Source organism: Acidimicrobiia bacterium (assembly GCA_040289475.1).
Taxonomy (GTDB): Bacteria; Actinomycetota; Acidimicrobiia; order ATN3; family PSLF01; genus PSLF01.
Genome location: PSLF01000008.1, coordinates 1 through 17771, shown reverse-complemented (window position 1 = coordinate 17771; position 17771 = coordinate 1). Strand labels below are relative to the sequence as shown.

Here is a 17771-nt window from a genome sequence, read left to right as displayed (position 1 = left end):
GCTCAGCCTTTAGCGGCTGCTTCGTGGACGAAGGGATTAGTAAGTCGCTCTCTCCCGATAGTGGTGAAGGGGCCATGGCCCGGCAAAACCAGGGTCTCTTCTGGGAGTCCCAAAATCTTTGTTCTCATCGACTCCATAAGAGTCTCCCAATCTCCGCCGGGGAGATCGGTTCGGCCGACAGATCCTGCAAATAGGTGGTCCCCGCTAAAGAGTATGTCGTCGGTCGGCTCGGGCTGGCGCACCCCGAGAAGGGGCGCCGAAACCTTGGACCACACACCTCTCAGCCTGAAACACACGTGTCCTTCTGTGTGCCCGGGCGTGAACACGACCTCGAGCGGAAAACCCGCAATGTCTACGACATCACCATCACGGAGCGATCTCAGTTCTTTTGGAGGCTCTAGATCCAGATCTCGAAGTACGGATGCCAGCCCTCCCAACTGAGAAAGTGGATGCTCGATTCGATGACGGTCGAATTCGTGGATATAAGCTGGGATGTTGCCCTGCGCCCTAGACAGAGGGCCCGATCCTCCTATGTGATCTATGTGACCATGGGTATGCAAGATCGCAACTGGCTCCAGCCCAAGCTGATTTAGCCTGCCTGCAATGAGTTCAGGCTCTCCGGGGGCATCGATGACCACAGCCTTCTTAGAATCAGGGTTTCCGACTATGTAGCAATTGGTCTCGAAGTACCACAGAGGAATGCCCTCGATTACTAGTTCCATATCTTCGAACCTCTCGCCCGAGCTTGCACCGTCGTTATGCTACATGCATCCGTACCATGACGACGTACATATACCTGATGGAACATGACTACATAAAGGACACCTAAGGAATGGTTCTGCGCTTGAAATGGTGATAGGTCTTGCACTTGCCGCTGCATCGGGAATCGTCGGCAACACCGGTATTTTCTTACAAAAGATGGCACTGGACTCCCGCCGCCCCAGTGAATCCGTAGTATCCGCCTTCAAAAAGCCATGGTGGGTGTTGGGATTCGTGCTGTTGCAGCTGGGATGGCTAGCTCAGATCGCTGCCTTGAGGTCGACCCCTTTGTATTTGGTTCAGCCGATCGCCAGTGGGGGCATCGTGGTCCTGGTGGTTTTGGCTAGGGCACGTTTGGGAGAACCCGTAGAATCGAGACTCGTTGTTGGCATTTCCCTCGTCGTAACCGGAGCTTCTTTTTTAGCTCTCTCTTCGCTCCAACCCACCCCAATCTCCAAGACAGAGTCGTCCCCTTTGGGGGCTATTGCTGTACTGACTCTTATAGCATTGGCGCTCGGTTTATGGGCGCGGGTATCAAAGTCGCTCACCGCGATAGGACAGGCCATCGCCGCCGGAATTCTCTACGGTGTTGCCGTTGCTCTATCTAAGCCACTAGCTGGGCAGCTATCTGTATTGGAACTAGCCTCACTGGTAAAGGTGTTGGCCCACAAAGAGCTGTACCTGGTAGGGATCGTCTCCACGATAGGACTTTGCTTCAACCAATTGGCCCTCGCTTCTGGGAGAGCATCCGTCGTCGCTCCGGTGGTGTTGGCCACAATGACAGTACTACCCGTATTCTTTGGAGTCGTCGTTTTCGGAGAAAGCCTTCCTCCTTTTCCTGCAAGAGCTGCGGTAATCGCGGGTGGTCTTGCATGCCTTTTAGGTGTGGTCTGTTTGGCTAGACTTGAAGAAGAACCTACCCGAGATCTGTCCTTGGTATCTAAACCTAAAAGGGCGACAATGGGCGCCCTTTTAGCATGCGACGAAAAGGCCTCGACAGAACTGTCTCCCACCACAGAGAGAAAAGTCCAAGCCCCGTCTTCCACAGCCTACGAAAATTGAAAAACTGACTCTTGCCGTAGGCGCGAAAGTAATGCCTTACGGGAACCTCGGCTACAGCACCCCCGGCATCTTGGAATTTTCTCATCATCTCCACGCAAATTACGCCCGAGTCGTGGACAAGCTCGATCTTGTCGAGGAGCGTTTTTCGAATCAGGCGAAAATCACAGTCTGTGTCACGGACCCGAAGGCCAAAGAGGAACGCCACGAGGTGGTGGTAGAGTCTCCCGATCATCCGCCGGTAAAGCGGATCGTGGCGAGCGACTTTGTACCCCTGAACCCAATCGATTCCTGGGGCGGCAGCTTCGACTAGTTTTTCTAGGTCGGCTACTTCATATTGGAAGTCACCGTCCGTATAGAACACCCACTCATATCTGGCTGCAGCGAAGCCTGAACGTAAAGCTGCGCCGTATCCCAGGTTGGTTTCATGAGATACCAACCTCACGTGGGGCATGACTTCGGATAGCCGCGAAACGATCTCAGCCGAAGAATCGCTCGAGCCATCGTCTACCACAATGACCTCGTAGAGGTCGAGGCCCAAGCGGCGGCAGACCAGATCACTTTTCACAACCATCGATGCTATGGTCCCTTGGTCGTTGAAGCAGGGAAAGAAGACCGAAAGTTCTCGCACCTCCGGAGATTTCAACTGACTTCTCCTTCATTAACTGCGGCTTTAGCCTCTAGAGTTGTCCTCTCGATTCTCCGAACGACTGCCAATGAAACGGTCCTGGCGATCCTCTCGACTTCCTCGTCAGTGAGATGTGGCGAGGTCGGCAAGCTGAACTCGGTACCCGCCCACTGCTCGGCCTCGGGATACTCCCCCATTGCGAACTTCATGTATGCGGTTTGGGCCCCTATGGGAAGGGGGTAGTGGACCATTGAGTCAAAGCCAGCCTCCACACACCGCGCCAGTATTTCGTCTCGAGAGCTATGGCGCGCTGCCAGTAAGTGGTACGCGTGACCTGGGGCGTCCGCCTGAAAACTCACCTCTCCCGCAGTGGCCTCTGTGATTGCACCCCTTAGACGATCCGCGACCTTTCGTCTCCTCGCCGCCCATGTCTCTAACTTGGGCAACTTCGCTCGCAAAAAAGCCGCCTGCAGCTCATCGAGCCTGGAATTACGGGCAGCGATCACGTGGCGGTAGTCGCCGGTGTGTCCATGAGAACGCAGCAATCGTAGCTTCGCTGCCAGTTGGGAGTCGTCCGTTGCGACTCCGCCTGCATCCCCGAGAGCAGCTAAAACTTTGGTGGGATAAAAGCTAAAACACCCCGCTTTGCCAATTGTCCCCACACGCTTGGAAGTGGCCGCAGATGGCCCCTGCACGAAAGCCCCGAAAGCTTGGGCACAATCCTCCAACAAAAAAATTCCCCGTTTCTCACAAAACTTCGCTAACCCGTCTGCATCCGCTGGATATCCGTACAAGTGCACCACGATTACGCCGACAGTAGATGGACCCAAAACAGCGGAGACGGATTCTTCTGTTATGCATCCCGTCTTCGAATCAACGTCTGCCAGAACAGGTCTAGCACCAACCGACACGACAGCAGCGGGGGTCGGAACAGCGCCAAAGGCAGGCACGACGACCTCGTCGCCAGGACGGACACCGAGCGCTTCCATAGTTAGGATGAGAGCGTCAGTACCAGATCCCACTCCTATAAAGTGGCGCGTGCTGAGAAGCTCGGCCGCCGACGACTCGAAAGCTTCGAGTTCAGGGCCGAGCAAGTACCTTCCCGAGCGCAGTACTCGTTCGAAAGCCGCATTGAGCTCACGCGCCACCTCCGCGTTTTCACGACTGGGCGTAAAGACCGATACGCGGCGAGGCGGCATTGAACCCTACGACCCGTCCTATCCGGCTGAGGGTCGCCCCTGGGAGGTTCCTTCGACCATCGCGCTAGCAGGTATGTAGTGTTCGAGATGATCTCTGTAATAAGCGATGGTCTTTTCGAGTCCCTCCGCCAAAGAGGTCTTTGGCTCCCATCCCAGCATCCTCTTGGCTTTCTCGAAAGAGCCGTAGTAGTCCCCGATGTCGATCTTTTTTACGTCCTCGGGCCAGGGCACATACTCAATCGTTCCCTGACCAGCGACCTCTACTAGCAGCTCAGCAAAGCTCCTCAATGACACTGGCTGTGGATGTCCCTGGTTGTAGACAGAGCCCATGGCCTCCTCGGTTAGTGCAAGCCTCAGAAAACCTTCCAAAGAGTCGTCTACATAGACGAAGTCGCGCTGCTGGCTCCCATCCCCGTATATCGTGATGGGCTGCCCAGTCAGAACTCGCCCCACAAAGATTGGGACGAACCCTTGTGTCGTGCCCCATAAGCGTTGGCGGGGTCCGTATGTGTTAGTGAGTCTAAAACTGCCGGCTCGCAGTCCATACACTTCGGCGTAAAGCAGATGGTACAACTCTCCTGCCAAATTCGAGATTCCATTGGCATCGACGGGATCGAGAGGATGGTCCTCGTCGACAGGCAAGTATCTCGGCCGGCCGTACACCTGGCGCGTCCCGGCATATATGACAGTTGCATCTGGATTGTGTTTTCTAACGGCCTCCAATAAGGACAACGGGGCTGAAGCATTTATCTCCAAATCGGTCTTAGGATCCGCCATTGAGTCGCGGTGTGACACCTGGCCAGCGAAGTTAAAGATGTAGTCATGGGTAGAGACTAGGTAAGCCATAGCGTATTCGTCTCTTATGTCGGTGTAGCTGATAGCTATCTTGTCCTCGTATCCCTCAAGATTGGCTGGATTCCCCCCATAATGGGGTAAAAGTGAGTCGGCCACCGTGACCCTGGCCCCCGCCCGGGCCAACACGATAGCCAAATTAGATCCCAAAAACCCCAGCCCGCCAGTGACGAGCACCCTCTCTTGAGCGAAACGGCTCGCCAATTCTTCTAGTTCAAGGTCTGATGAGGGTGTCGCCATACGCGATCAGTGTCCTCCCTTAGGTTCGAGTCTTGCCTCCCAATACGGCCGACAGAGGGTAGCGTTTAGAAAAGCTCATTGGCTCACGGCACAAGCCTGCTCATGAAAATCCCTGTGGTGACTAGAGTAGCCGAGACCGCTACTGCGTACGTCAGCGGGACGGCAACCCGGCGCCTGAGAGATGCCCAGCCCGCTGCAGCAAAAACAGGAAAGATGCTCCATGAGTACCTACCAGTTCCTGCAAGACCAAAAAAAAGTGCCGGAATGACATATGCGAACCACAGAGCCTTCCAGCTCAAAGGAAGATTGCGCCATGCATACGCAATAAGTACAAAAGCTGCAATGGCAAGCGCAACATGCGATAGCGTACCCAGAGATACCTCGGCCGATTGCCCCTCTACTATTATGGACTCTACAGTCACCTCGGCCCAAGCTCGCTTGGCCGACACAAAAGCGAAAGGATCCCCAGTCCACCTCCATAAAAGGAACATCCAGCTTCCCAATACCGCTGCTGGGAAGACAGCTACCGGTGTCCACCGTAGTATTTCCCTGGCCGGGCGAGCCGAGGAGACAGTCACAGCAATTGCGCACCCGGAGAGTACCGCAGCTGTCACCGCACCGTTGGGCCGGGCTAGCGAAGCAATTGCAGCACAGAGAGCAACAGCAAATGGTCGGCGTTTTTCGAAAAAATAAAAAGCAGCAGCTGTTGCAGCCAACATCAGAGACTCGGGGTAAATCATCGAGAACACGACCGAAAAAGGCCCTGCTCCTGTAATCCAACACGCTGCCGTAGCTTGCCGGACCCCTGCTTTCAATGCGAACAAACGGTGACAAAAAAACAACCCGACAATAAAAGCAAAATTAACAGCCGTGAGCCCTGCGACTCTTGGATTGAGTCCGACAAGGCTACCTGCCTTGATAAGAGCAGGAAGAAGGGGGAAGAAAGGTTGGGTCGATTCTCCCGTTTGGGGGTTGATTCCTTCCTGCCCGTATCCTTTTTCGGCTGCAGTGACGTACCAGTCGCCGTCCCATTCGGTAAGAGACTCATAAAAGATTTTGCTACGGCTGGAGGTGGCCGGCTGGATTCCTTTTGGATTGGCCAAGACGACCGCCGCATAACCGACGATCATTAAGACCAACCTTGTAACTACGAAGACCGTAATAGCTACCCATACAGAGCGACCAATAGGAGGGGCAGATCGTTGGTTATAGTACCGTTCCATTTTCCAATACAAAGGATCTAGTCGTGCCGTGATCGGTTCCGTCCGCAGGCGAAAAGCTTGTCTTCGCCGAAGAACCCGTCAAGCTTACGCGCCAGTTGCACCCTGGAGTTCGCAGCATTCAAGTTGGTTCTAGTACGAGAGTCATATGTCCTTGTCAGATGCAGTTTCATGACCAATAGTGAGCTCGCACCTTAGCAGAGTCAGGACCAATAGGACGGATTAGTAGTGAGAGCTCTGATCCAGAGAGCTAAGAGAGCATCGGTGAGCGTCGAAGGGGAGCTCATCGCACACATCGATCGCGGTCTTTTAGTGCTTTTGGGAGTGGCACGAACGGACACAAAAGAAGACGCGCGGCGATTGGCCAAGAAGTGCTGGGAATTACGAGTTTTTCCAGCCGAGGGAACCGCTTCGGAAAGAGCCAACATGGACAGGCCCGTGAGCGAGGTGGGTGGCTCCGTATTGGTAGTATCGCAGTTCACCCTGTACGCAGACACCTCTCGAGGTCGCAGGCCTTCATTTGCCGAAGCAGCCCCTACTCGCCAAGCAGAAGCCCTGTACTTGCTGTTCTGTAAGGCGCTGGAAGATTTGGGTGCAGCAGTGGCCACCGGCCGCTTCGGAGCAATGATGGACGTAGAGGTCGTCAACGAAGGACCCGTAACCATCCTGCTCGAGTCTTAGCTCATCTGAGTTTGCTTGGGCGAAACAGGACCTTCATTGGGAACCACCCCAGACAATTCTTTTGCTGAGAAGGGATCGGTCCTTTGTCACTCGGGCAGCACCCGGTAAACATCGAAGACACCGGCCACTTTTCGTACCCGCGCTACAACGTCGTCCAAGTGCTTCGACGTCTCCATTTCGAACTCGAAGCGCAACACAGCTATACGATCCGGCCCTGTCCGGGAGTTACATGCGACGATATCGACCTGAGAAGCAGTGAGTGCGTCGCTCACATCCCTAAGCAATCCTTTTCTGTCGAGCGCTTCGACCTGGAGCGCGACGGTAGCCATACCGGGATGCTCGATGTCCCACTCCACCTCGATGATTCTTCCTGGCTCGGAAGCTTCCTTTATTGCGGCAAGATTTTTGCAGTTTGCGCGATGCACCGACACACCCCGACCTCGAGTAACAAAACCCACTATCTCGTCACCGGGAATGGGGTTACAGTCCTTTGCTAGGCGTACCCAGATGTCGTCGAGTCCTTCCACTCGGACTCCAGATCCCTCGTGCCTTTGGGCGCGCCGCTTCTTGAAAACATCTCGCAGCTCGTCGCTCTCGATGGCAGGACTGATTTTTCGTAGTATTCTCTGGGCAACGGAGTGAGCCGAAACATGCCCCTGCCCCACTGCTGCGAGAAGCGTGTCCTCGTCGGCGTAGTTGAGCTCCTTTAGGACATCGTTGACCACATCCGAGGAGATGCTTTTCCATCCCTGTATGGAGTTCCTTTTTAAAAGTTCGACGATCCTGGCCCGCCCAGATTCGATAGCATCACCCCGTTCCTCCTTAGCAAAGTACTGCCGTATCTTGGAGCGAGCCCGCGATGTTCTTACGAAACGAAGCCAGTCCCGGGAGGGCCCGGCTGCAGCGTCCTTTGTGGTAAAAATCTCGACAGTGCTGCCTGATGCCAAGGGCGTAGACAGCGGTACTAGCTTTCCATCGACGCGCGCCCCCACGCATCGGTGTCCGACTTCGGTGTGGATTGCGTATGCAAAATCGACCGGTGTAGCGCCTTTCGGAAGCTCGATAACATCCCCTTTGGGCGTGAAGACGTACACCGCGTCTTGGTACAGATCGAGCTTGAGCGATTCCAAAAACTCAGATGGAGAGTTGGCTTCGTTCTGCCACTCGAGAATCGACCTGAGCCAAGCTCTGTCCACCTCTCTGGATCGCTTCTCTGACTTGTACTGCCAGTGAGCGGCAACTCCGTACTCCGCAATCCTATGCATCTCTGGGGTGCGGATCTGTATCTCGACACTTTTACCGCCCGGACCTACGACAGTGGTGTGCAACGACTGGTACAGGTTGAACTTGGGCATTGCGATGTAATCCTTGAACCGCCCCGGTACCGGCGCCCACAAAGAGTGCATCACACCTAGAGCTGCGTAACAGTCCCTCACGGTAGGAACTATGAGTCGAATCCCTACCAAGTCATATATCTCGTCGAATTCCCGTCCACCCAACACCATTTTTTCGTATATGGAATAAAGGTGCTTTGAGCGGCCGGCCACTTCTGCCGGGATCTTGGCCTTCTCTAGCCACGCTTTTGCCTCGAACACCACCGTTTCGGTGTATTGATCTCGTTCAGGCGCTCTCTCCGCGACGAGCTTGGCAATTTGTTCGTAGCGTTTAGGGTGAAGAACTTCAAAGGCTAGGTCTTCTAGCTCCGATTTGAACTCCTGCATCCCCAAGCGGTGGGCGAGGGGAGCGTATATGTCGAGTGTTTCCTGAGAAACACGACGCATTTTCTCTATCGGAAGCGCCTTTATCGTACGCATGTTGTGCAGCCGATCGGCGATCTTGATTACTAGTACCCGGATGTCGGTCGCCATGGCAATGATCATCTTTCGGAGAGTCGCCGCCTGCTGCGCTTCACGTGAGCGAAACTCGATTCGGTCTAGCTTTGTGACCCCATCAACAAGGGTCGCTATCTCCCCGCCGAACTCTCCTTTGATCTCTTCGATGGTGACAGGCGTGTCCTCCACTACATCGTGGAGTAGTGCTGCGGCTACAGTGTGTGGCTCGAAGCCGCTCTCGGCGAGGATTCTGGCGACGCCGAGGGGGTGGCTTATGTACGCCTCGCCCGAGGCTCGAAATTGGTCCTGATGTGCTTCTCTAGCAAACTCGTATGCCTTCTGGACTAATCGGACCTCGGCACGTCCGTGGTGCTTTCTCAGAGCCCTTATGACCGGGTCGAGCTCTGCCATGGCGGCGTCTGATGGACGCCTCCATGGCATCGGTGGTAGAACGCGAGGATGAGCCTTCGGATGTGTCATATCGCCGCCGCTACGTACTTTAAAGAGCTCTGGAATATCGAGAAACGCTCTACTCAATGCTAACGCAGGCGGGGCGTCATCAATGCCGACGACCCGCCTCAGAACGTAAAAAGAGCCCTACTCTTGTACTTTCGAAGGCGCCGTAGCCCGCCGAGGTTTGCAAGCTCTATGAGAAATGAGAGTCCGGCCACCTTGCCGCCAAGTTTTTCAACGTCCCGGGCTGTGGCCAATGCAGTGCCACCTGTGGCCACAACTGCTACAGGTGACGCGAGGATGAATCCCCGCGCTTCGACGCCGAGTACCTGTCAGGGACAGTTCTTATCAGCGATCTCAAGCTGTCCAAGTTTTCGACGTCGCGTGCAGCCCCGCTCATCTCCGCTTGCGCTTGGCTTTCGACTTCCCTTTCCCCTTTGAAGACACGCTTCTTTGAGAACCCTTCTTTTTGGGCTTGGAACCCGATTGTGCCCTCGCCGATACGACAGCGGCGTTTGACCCTTTGGGAAGATCTCCTTCATCGAAGCCCTCGCCCGAGGTGTCTTCGACATCTTTGGCAACCTCTGTCACCTCTCTAGCGCTCCCAGATCCAGCCACTCCCCCAAGAGCACCCCCACTACGATACTTCGTCTTTATAGAGGCGTCTTGCCCGGCCCGGGTAGCAACCTTTCTGGCTTTTGCCTCTGCCAAAGCTCGCTCTTTTGCTTGGCTCAGGCCAACTGCTCTGACACGCTGTCTTCCCAGAGTTACTAGAAGAGGGCTTGCCAAAAATATCGAGGAGTAAGTTCCAGCTAGTATTCCCACAAAGAGAGCGAGAGCGAAGTCCTTGAGACTGGGAACCCCGAGGGCTATCCCCGAGATAAGAAGCGCAGAGACAGGCAAGAGCGCGGTGAGGGAGGTGTTGAGTGAACGCATTAAAACTTGGTTGAGTGACCGATTCACGAGGTCGGAGTAGTTTTGTTTTGCTGCCTCCGGCGAGCCCGCCGCCTCTTTCACCCTGTCGAATACCACGACGTCGTCGTAGAGCGTGTACCCCAAAATCGTGAGAGTCGCTATCACTGTCGCAGGGGCGACTGTAAAGCGGGTCACAGCGTACGTTCCTATCGTGATGATGATGTCGTGGGCCAGCGCAACCAATGCAGCTAAGGCCATTCGCCACTGGAACCTTAACGAGATGTACACCGACACAGCGGCTAGGAAAACCACCAGAGCCCGGAGTGCTTTACGAGAAATCTGCGCGCCCCACGTCGGAGACAGCGAGGCTACACTAACAACTTTTTGGAAGGACGAGGGATCTTCCCCTACCAACGCGGCTAACTCTCTCGAGACATTGTCGGCGGTTTCGGAATCGACAGGAGCAGCCTGCACTTCTATCTGCGATCCCCCTAGGTAAAGAATTTTTTCAGCAGCGACTCCTCCCCTTGACACCGCCTCTCGTACCTGCGACTCGGATGGAGCCCCCGTCCGCCGAGCTTCAGCACTTGCAGTCTGTGATTCCTCCCCCTCAGAAAGCGATTGTGTGGAACGCATCGTACCTGTATAGGACAGTTTCCAGCTGGTACCGCCCTTGAAGTCGATCGACAATTCCAGTCCGAGAGTCAGCACAGCTACAATACTTCCGAGCACCAGTACGGTCGAGGCTAGGTAAAACAGGTGTCGTCTCTCGACTATTCGGTAATTTGTTCTGACGTAGTAGAGATCCCTTACAACCCTCAGCACCGTTCAGCCCCCCTCAGCCCCGACAACACCTGCATCTTCACGAGGCATAGAGATGCGGGGAATACTCATTGCTCCAGACGTCAACAAGTTCGTCCTAGATAGAAGCAGCACAACGTTTCGGGTGAACAGATAAGCCATGACGATGTCAGCCACGGTGGCGATCCCCAAGAAAAAAGCGAAGCCCCTTACCCCGCCCACTGCCAAGAACCACAAAAGCGCGGCGGCCAGAAGGCTCACGACGTCCGCTGCCAGAATAGTCCTAAAAGCTTTTCTGAAGGCCGCCTCTACCGCAGCTCTAACTGGGCGCCCCGCACGAACCTCGTCTTTTATACGCTCGAAATAAACGATGTAGGAGTCGGAGGTGATTCCCACAGAGACGATGAGTCCAGCTACACCAGCCAGCGTGAGAGCCAGGTGCGCAACGCCGCCTAGAAAGCTCACGATTGCAAAATTCACCGCAGAGAAAACAGCCAAGCCACAAACGATCACCGCGGCGAGTGCCCTATAGTAAACGAACGCATAGGCGATTACCAGGGCAAGTCCTATGGAGCCCGCAATCAGGCCCGCCACCAGCGAATCGTGACCGATAGTGGGCGAGACTTGTTCCTTGGACAGTTCTACGAGTTCCACAGGAAGAGCGCCGTACCTTAGAACGAGAGCAAGCTCCTTTGCTTCCTTCTCATCGCCGACGGTGATGCTAGCCCGGTTGGAAATCCCTTCGTTGCAGCGAACTTCGTCTCCCATCGTCGGAGCGGATTCGATCTCCTGGTCCAGCACTATCGCCACCTGACGTCGCGGGTCGTTCTTCGGAAAGCAGGCAAGGCGGCCAGTCAGTGTCTTGAACTTGCTTGCACCTTCGGAGTCGAACTCCAAGGAAACGATCCAAGAAAAGTTCTCGAAAACCGCATCAGCCCGCCGCACCGCCGTGCCATCTACTTCCACGGGCCCCAGTCTCAAGGCCACCTCGGGGCGCTTTTTCAAGGGGAAAACCACTTCTTTGTCTGGAAGATCTTGGTCGGCCGGCGTGATTGTCGCTTGACTAGAAATAGCTTCAGTGACAGATCCACTAAATGAAATCGCGGTCTCTGTCACGACACCCAGTACGGGCCTGAACGACAGCCTTGCCGTGCGGCCAATAACGCGTTCTGCAGCTCCAGGTTCTTCGACTCCAGGAATCTGGACTTGGATCAGATCAGCACCTTGCTTAGTAATCTCCGGCTCTGCCACCCCCAGCGCATCGATCCTGTTCCGAATGATCTCGACAGCTTTATCGACAGCATCGGGGGTGAGACCTCCCTTTGCCTGATAGGTGATGGACGAACCGCCCTGGAGATCTAGACCTAGTTTGGGCCTAGTACCAACGACTGTAACCGCTATTACAGCTACGATAACTAACCCGATAAAGACAAAAAGGGTCCGCGCCGCTCGCTCGTACTTTGTGGAACTACTCATTCGAGTGAGTCAAGATCCTCGGAGCCTTTACCGCCCTCAAGCGCTTTGCCCGACTTCTTCCCGTCGACTGCATTTTTTGACCCCATTGCCTCGTCGCTTATTCGGCGAACCACAGTCGACTTCAGAATCTCGAGCCTGGTACCCCCAGCAGTTTCCAACTCCAGCCGGTCGTCGTTCATTCTCTTGATCCTGCCGAAAATGCCTGCAGACGTAAGAACTTCATCGCCCACTTCCAAGGAGTTCACGAGGCGCGCCTGCTCGGCCATTCGCTGCTTTTGCGGCCTCACTAGCAGAAAGTACATGATCACTATGAACAAGCTCAGCGTAATGATCGGTGCCAGATTCTGCATGGTTCCGCCTTTCGACAGGTGAGATGACATACAAACGGCCTGTGGCCGCAGCCGCAATAGCCTATCTACCCTCGCCCCAATAAGTGAGAATTTTCTCCTTCATCGCCTCCAGGGTCCCTGACTCGATCGCTTTTCGTACTTTTTTGAAGAGGGATCGAGTGAAGTAAAGGTTGTGCAAGGACACCAACCGCCGACCAGTCTCTTCTCCCACTAGGAGTAAATGTCGTATGTAGCCCCGCGTATGAGACAAACACGTCGGGCACCCGCATCCTTGGCTTATCGGGATATCTTGTCGCGCAGAAGAAGACGCCCTCAGGTTTACCCGTCCCTCCCATGTCATTGCGGTTCCATGGCGACCTAGCCTCGTAGGCAGTACCGAGTCGAAGAGGTCGACGCCCATCCATATAGCTTCGAGAATGGTCGGCGGGTCTCCCACGCCCATAAGGTAGCGCGGCCTGTCCGAGGGGAGAAGGCGGGTGACGATGTCAAGCATAGATAACCGCTCTCCAAACTCTTCGCCCACCGAAAGCCCCCCTATCGCATAGACATCGAATCCCATGTCCACCATCGAAACAGCCGCCTCTCGCCGTAGCTTCTCGTCGACTCCGCCTTGAACAACTCCTGCGAGCAGTTGTCCGGTGCGAACCTGCGATGCCCAAAAAGCTTCGATCGAGCGGCGAGCCCAACCCAGTGATCGATACGTAGCAGCTCGCACCTGCTCGATAGGCGCAGGAAGTCTGGGGCACTCGTCAAGAGCGACTGCTATGTCCACGCCAAGAGCTGCCTGAACCCGCAAGGCCTCTTCGGGAGTTAGTAAGTGCCGGGTTCCGTCATACACCGAACGAAAGATTATCCCCTCGTCAGTGGCGATCCCACCAAGACTCATAGCTTGAAAGCCCCCCGAGTCAGTGAGAATTGGGCGGTTCCATCCCAGGAAGGAGTGCAAGCCTCCAGCTACTGCTATGTAGTCAACTCCGGGGCGAAGCATGAGGTGATACGCGTTGGCAAGGATAGCATCAAATCCCAACGAGTAGACGTCGCCCCAATCGAGAAGCCTAACTGCCCCTCTGGTTGCAACCGGCAAAAACCCCGGCACCTCTATATTTCCGTGGGGCGTACGAAGATAGCCCGCGCGAGCCCTAGAGCCCGGTTCTGGGTCGGGAGAGGTCACGAACTCGAACGACTTATCGCGAAAGTTGACCCCTTTCCATTTCCACGTCTGTATAGTCGAGACGCGAATCTCGGACGTGCAGCACTTTCAAGCCGGAAGATCACCCAGCCAGGTAACGTCGTACCACCGAAAGTAATTCGGTGTCCCCCGCTGGCCTAGAGATTACGCCGCCGCTCTCTTCACTAAAGGCCTGTCCCACCGTCGAGTCGGTCATGAAAACTATTGGGACAGTCAAGCCTTGAGCGGTTTTCCTAATGCGCTGGGCTAACTCGACCCCATCAAATCCGGGAGCTTCCGACTCGGCGATCAAGATAAGCGAGGGCCGGTGACCCACCGTTAGGCGCAATGCCTGCTCGGCTCCAGCAGCGCCAAGAACGTAATACCCCGAGCGCGCCAAAATATCCTCTATGCGGTGTCGCAGCTTGTCATCTGGCTCGACAACCAGAACAGGAGAAACGGTAGATCGGACCCCCGAGATCGGGCCCGACTCGTATATCGAGGACACCTCCCCCATACGTCCTTTGAAGCTGGTCCGCTCCCTGGCGACAAGGTTGACGTCGGCAGCCTCACGTTTCGCTCCACAATAGGGACATGCAACCCACTCCGGCTTCATCTCTTCACCGCATCTAGCGCATGCCCCCGCGCTCAGAGAATGGGAGCAGAAAGGGCACACCACGTACTCGGACTTGACCTCTGCTCCGCAACCCGGGCACGCGATCAGTTTTTCTTCTACAACCTCAAGGACGCGGGCGATCTCTTCGAGCGTTGTCTCTCCTCGCTTTGCAACTTCGAGTCCGGCCTCGCGCAAGCTCGGTATACCCAGCGACGCTGCGGCATGCATCAAAGTAGTCGTTGTAACTTGGACCTTTATTTGTTCTTTCATCAAATCCGTAACCGGCATTATCTGGAAGAAAGCAGTCGTACCCTCGTACCCGCTGTATGCGCAGCGCTCACAGCCAGTTCCTTTTTTCCACTGCCCGTCAGAGAGGTCGGCTCCGACAGCTCGCAAGACTTTCGGCGCCGGTTCATATCGCGTCCCACAAGAGCTACAAACTCGCTTCACGACTCTCTGAGAGATGACCAGCGCTATTGCAGATCCTGCCTTGGCCGGATCCGCCCCCATCTCGACGAGCTTGGTGATTGCCGACGGAGCATCGTCCGCCACAATACCTGCTACCACCAGGCGTCCAGACATGGCCGCTATAAACGCCTGCTCCGCCAGGTCCGCATCCGGAAGATCATCAATGAAGACGACCTTGGGGTTCTCTCGCATTGCGGTTCTGAGGGCCTCGCCGTATGTCATACCAGCGGACGGGTCGATCTCCGTTATCTCGACTCCTGCCAGGCGGATTTCCGGCGCCGATCCAACATACTGAATGTTGCGGTGCTTTTGAGCGAGGTACTCAAGCAGAGCCATCATCGTCGTCGTCTTGCCACTGCCCGATGGACAACCACACAAAATGGTTCCGCGCGGTAAGCCAAGCGCCGCTTTAAGGAGTCTGAGGTCGTCGACGGAAAGTCCCAGATCGTCGACGGAGCGGTGCTCTCTAAGAGTCGCCCCGGCTTTTATAACGAACTTTTCCCCGTTTAGAGAGGGTGAAAACTTTATGGTCCCTCCGAAGGAAAACTCATCTCGAATGACTTCGAAAGCTCCCTCTTGCTCTATCTTGTGCTGAGCTGTGTCCAATCCAGCCATCTCCTTTAGGACGGCCGTCGCGGCTGCTTGAAGGCGCTTCGGGATTCCCATTACCTCGCGATAAGTTCCACCGCTTTTGAATTGAATAGAGTAACCCTCCAGACCTGGCTCTCCTCTGATCTCTGTGGCCTTTTGCTTGACCGCATCGGCGAGCATCGCTCCTACCGCACGGCGAGCCTCTTCTCGAAACACCTCGGAGGTAGGCATTACTTGAGGAAGCGGGGGAAGTGCCGAAATACTGCTCGGCTCCTCGGGGACATCCTCTACCTCATCCTCTCGGACGCGCCTTTTCGTGTACTCGAGCACCTCTGGGGAGGCGGGTTTGAGAAGCTCTCGCGCTACATCAATCACATCTTGAGATTCCTGGAATCCAGCCTGGTGCGTTCTGGCAGCATGCTGGATACGGCGAGTCGTAGGGTCTAGTCTGGGAATGTCTGTCGCAGAAGAAGGGCCGCCTACTCTCGGACCGCCACGGCGCAGATCGCTGATCCGGGCTGGCGGGTGGCCGGTAGCGACCTGGGCCCAATATGCCGCGTCCTGTATGGCGTAGTAACTCGCTATCGCTCTGGATATAAGCGAGGGCTGAGCCACGACCCGTTTGATCTTCTTTTTCGTCGCTACTCGCAAGTCGTCAACTGCAAGTAGATTTGTTGGATCGGCCATGGCTACGAGCAGCTCGTCTCCTCGCATCCCCACCGCGACGCACTGGTACTTGGTTGCAAGCTCGCCGGGGATCGTCGCGACAACAGAGGGATCCAGTGTCGTACTTCTCAGATCCACGAACGGAAGACGGAGCTGGCCCGAAAGAGCCCGACAAATCTCACCCTCGGTAGCCCACCCTTTCTCAATCAAAAGCTGACCGAGCCTGGGTTTTCTAGGATCGGCCTTTTGCAGCTCCAGGGCCTCTAGTAACTCCAGCTGGGAGATGACCCCTGCCGCTACGAGTACTTCGCCTAGTTTCGGTTGGTCTGGGTCCAACTACATGTACCTCGCCGTTCGGAGCTCCATTAAGCAGGGCGCACAACCCTCGTACCGGTCTTGCATACAAGAATAACGCCACCCTAATTCACGCTTGGTTTGTTCAAGAGAGCTGGATTCGCTACGAGCCGGTACCGAACTTAGGGCGCGCTACTTGTTCGCGTTTATAATCGGCGCATTTTTAGCTTCTTCAAACCCCTATTTAGGGTAGATGAGCATGGCGTCCCCAAAGGAAAGAAACTTGAATCCCTCCCTCAGAGCTGTCAGATACGCATCTCTCCAACCTGGATACATAGCCGCGACCATATAAAGCATTGAAGTGTTAGGTGCGTGAAAGTTGGTCATGAGAGCGTCCACAACCTGAAAACGAAACCCGGGAGCTACAAAAAGGTTGGTTAGCTTTCTGCCCGCCTCGACTTTCCCTTGGGAAGCAGCAAAAGACTCGAGTGTCCTAACTACCGTCGTTCCGACTGCTACAACCTTTCGCCCTAGCTTCTTAGTCTCATTGACGGCGTGTGCCGTCATGTCGTCGACCTCACATGCCTCAGAGTGAACTGTATTGGCGGCAACATTAGGATGCCGAATAGGCCTCAAGGTGTCCGCGCCGATCTCTAGGTACACGAAGGCTGTGCGAATCTTTCGATTTTCGAGTCTCGCCAGAAGTTCTTTGGTGAAATGTAGGCCAGCAGTGGGAGAGGCTGCCGACCCTTCTCTGTCTCCGAAAACGGTCTGATAGCGTTCCTCGGACTCAAGTGTTCCCACGAAGTATGGGGGGAGCGGAAGCTGTCCGTGGCGCTTGAAGAACTGGCCGCAGGGGTGTTCGCCACAGATCAATGTGACTTCCCAGTGCCCCTCTCCTTTGCTTTCTTCCACCCTTATATAACAGCACCCGCCGCCTGCTTTTTCTGGAGTAAGCTCCATTCCCACTTCTAGCTTGCGAGAAGGTTTGGCCAGAACCTCCCATCTCTGCAGTTCGGCTCCGCCCGAGTTTTCGTCGCGTGTACCGGAGACTCCTTGTGAAATTTGGGACAATCCTCTATTAGCCTCTTCCCCGGGTTTGCCGCTTACCTCGGGAAAGCAGGCCGTGATAAGTGGTGGATCCCATTTGCTCCTCTGCCCCGGAACCAAGCGCCGCAAAAACAAAAGCTCGGTCCGCCCCCCAGTAGGGCGCCTTACAAAAACACGTGCTCTTCTCGTACGGGTGGCATTGAAGACGAGTAGGTCCCCCGGGGACAAAATCTCTGGGAGATCTCGGACCCTCCAACCAGTCGAGATCTGCTCGCCTCGGCACAGTAACAGGCGTGCACCGTCCCGCGGCTCCGATGGCTGTTGAGCAATGGCCTGTTTAGGTAGGAGATAGTCATACTCCCCCGAGCTGTATTCGCCCAACGCCATCCCTCTGTCGGCCGCTGCTCTACACCTCCTGGTCGAAGATGGAGAGCAGCTCCGCTTCTAGCGGAT

Annotated in this window: 14 protein-coding genes; 1 reads left to right on the top strand and 13 read right to left on the bottom strand. The window is 55.3% G+C overall.

All coding sequences use genetic code 11. The annotated features are described in order from the left end of the window. Positions 1-2: 2 nt before the first annotated feature. The 6 genes from C4318_05525 to C4318_05500 form a co-directional block, all read right to left on the bottom strand. Positions 3-722, bottom strand: a complete 720-nt coding sequence (locus C4318_05525) for an MBL fold metallo-hydrolase (protein ID MER3454604.1) — start codon at positions 720-722, stop codon at positions 3-5. 336 nt (positions 723-1058) lie between these two features. After that, positions 1059-1325, bottom strand: a complete 267-nt coding sequence (locus tag C4318_05520; protein MER3454603.1) for a hypothetical protein — start codon at positions 1323-1325, stop codon at positions 1059-1061. 380 nt (positions 1326-1705) lie between these two features. Then, entirely contained in the window at positions 1706-2449 is a 744-nt protein-coding gene (locus C4318_05515; GenBank protein MER3454602.1) for a glycosyltransferase family 2 protein, read from the bottom strand. Between the two features lie 11 nt (positions 2450-2460). Next, the gene (locus C4318_05510; GenBank protein ID MER3454601.1) at positions 2461-3645 is read right to left on the bottom strand and encodes a hypothetical protein; all 1185 of its coding nucleotides are present in this window, start codon (positions 3643-3645) and stop codon (positions 2461-2463) included. A gap of 18 nt (positions 3646-3663) precedes the next feature. Further along, complete coding sequence (locus C4318_05505) at positions 3664-4737, bottom strand: NAD-dependent epimerase (GenBank protein ID MER3454600.1); 1074 nt, start codon at positions 4735-4737, stop codon at positions 3664-3666. A gap of 83 nt (positions 4738-4820) precedes the next feature. After that, positions 4821-5867: a hypothetical protein gene (locus C4318_05500; protein ID MER3454599.1), complete on the bottom strand. Its 1047-nt coding sequence runs from the start codon at positions 5865-5867 to the stop codon at positions 4821-4823. Between the two features lie 318 nt (positions 5868-6185). Between C4318_05500 and C4318_05495 the strand changes: the two genes are divergently transcribed. Further along, a complete protein-coding gene (locus C4318_05495; GenBank protein MER3454598.1) occupies positions 6186-6638 on the top strand; it encodes a D-tyrosyl-tRNA(Tyr) deacylase in 453 nt (150 codons plus the stop codon). An 86-nt stretch (positions 6639-6724) separates the two neighbouring features. On the opposite strand, the gene C4318_05490 is transcribed toward C4318_05495, so the two are convergent. The 7 genes from C4318_05490 to C4318_05460 form a co-directional block, all read right to left on the bottom strand. Beyond that, positions 6725-8911 carry a GTP pyrophosphokinase gene (locus C4318_05490; GenBank protein MER3454597.1) on the bottom strand — a complete coding sequence of 729 codons (2187 nt, stop codon included), beginning with the start codon at positions 8909-8911 and terminating at the stop codon, positions 6725-6727. 408 nt (positions 8912-9319) lie between these two features. Continuing rightward, positions 9320-10663 carry a protein translocase subunit SecF gene (gene secF, locus C4318_05485; protein ID MER3454596.1) on the bottom strand — a complete coding sequence of 448 codons (1344 nt, stop codon included), beginning with the start codon at positions 10661-10663 and terminating at the stop codon, positions 9320-9322. 3 nt (positions 10664-10666) lie between these two features. After that, the gene (gene secD, locus C4318_05480; protein MER3454595.1) at positions 10667-12115 is read right to left on the bottom strand and encodes a protein translocase subunit SecD; all 1449 of its coding nucleotides are present in this window, start codon (positions 12113-12115) and stop codon (positions 10667-10669) included. Beyond that, positions 12112-12495: a preprotein translocase subunit YajC gene (gene yajC / locus C4318_05475; protein ID MER3454594.1), complete on the bottom strand. Its 384-nt coding sequence runs from the start codon at positions 12493-12495 to the stop codon at positions 12112-12114. Before yajC ends, secD begins: the two co-directional genes overlap by 4 nt. Positions 12496-12526: 31 nt before the next feature. Next, on the bottom strand, positions 12527-13636 hold the full coding sequence (locus tag C4318_05470; GenBank protein MER3454593.1) for a tRNA guanosine(34) transglycosylase Tgt: 1110 nt from the start codon (positions 13634-13636) through the stop codon (positions 12527-12529). Between the two features lie 100 nt (positions 13637-13736). Next, on the bottom strand, positions 13737-16310 hold the full coding sequence (locus C4318_05465) for a hypothetical protein (protein ID MER3454592.1): 2574 nt from the start codon (positions 16308-16310) through the stop codon (positions 13737-13739). 198 nt (positions 16311-16508) lie between these two features. Next, positions 16509-17705, bottom strand: coding sequence for a hypothetical protein (locus C4318_05460; protein MER3454591.1), 1197 nt, complete (start codon positions 17703-17705; stop codon positions 16509-16511). Positions 17706-17771 lie beyond the last annotated feature (66 nt).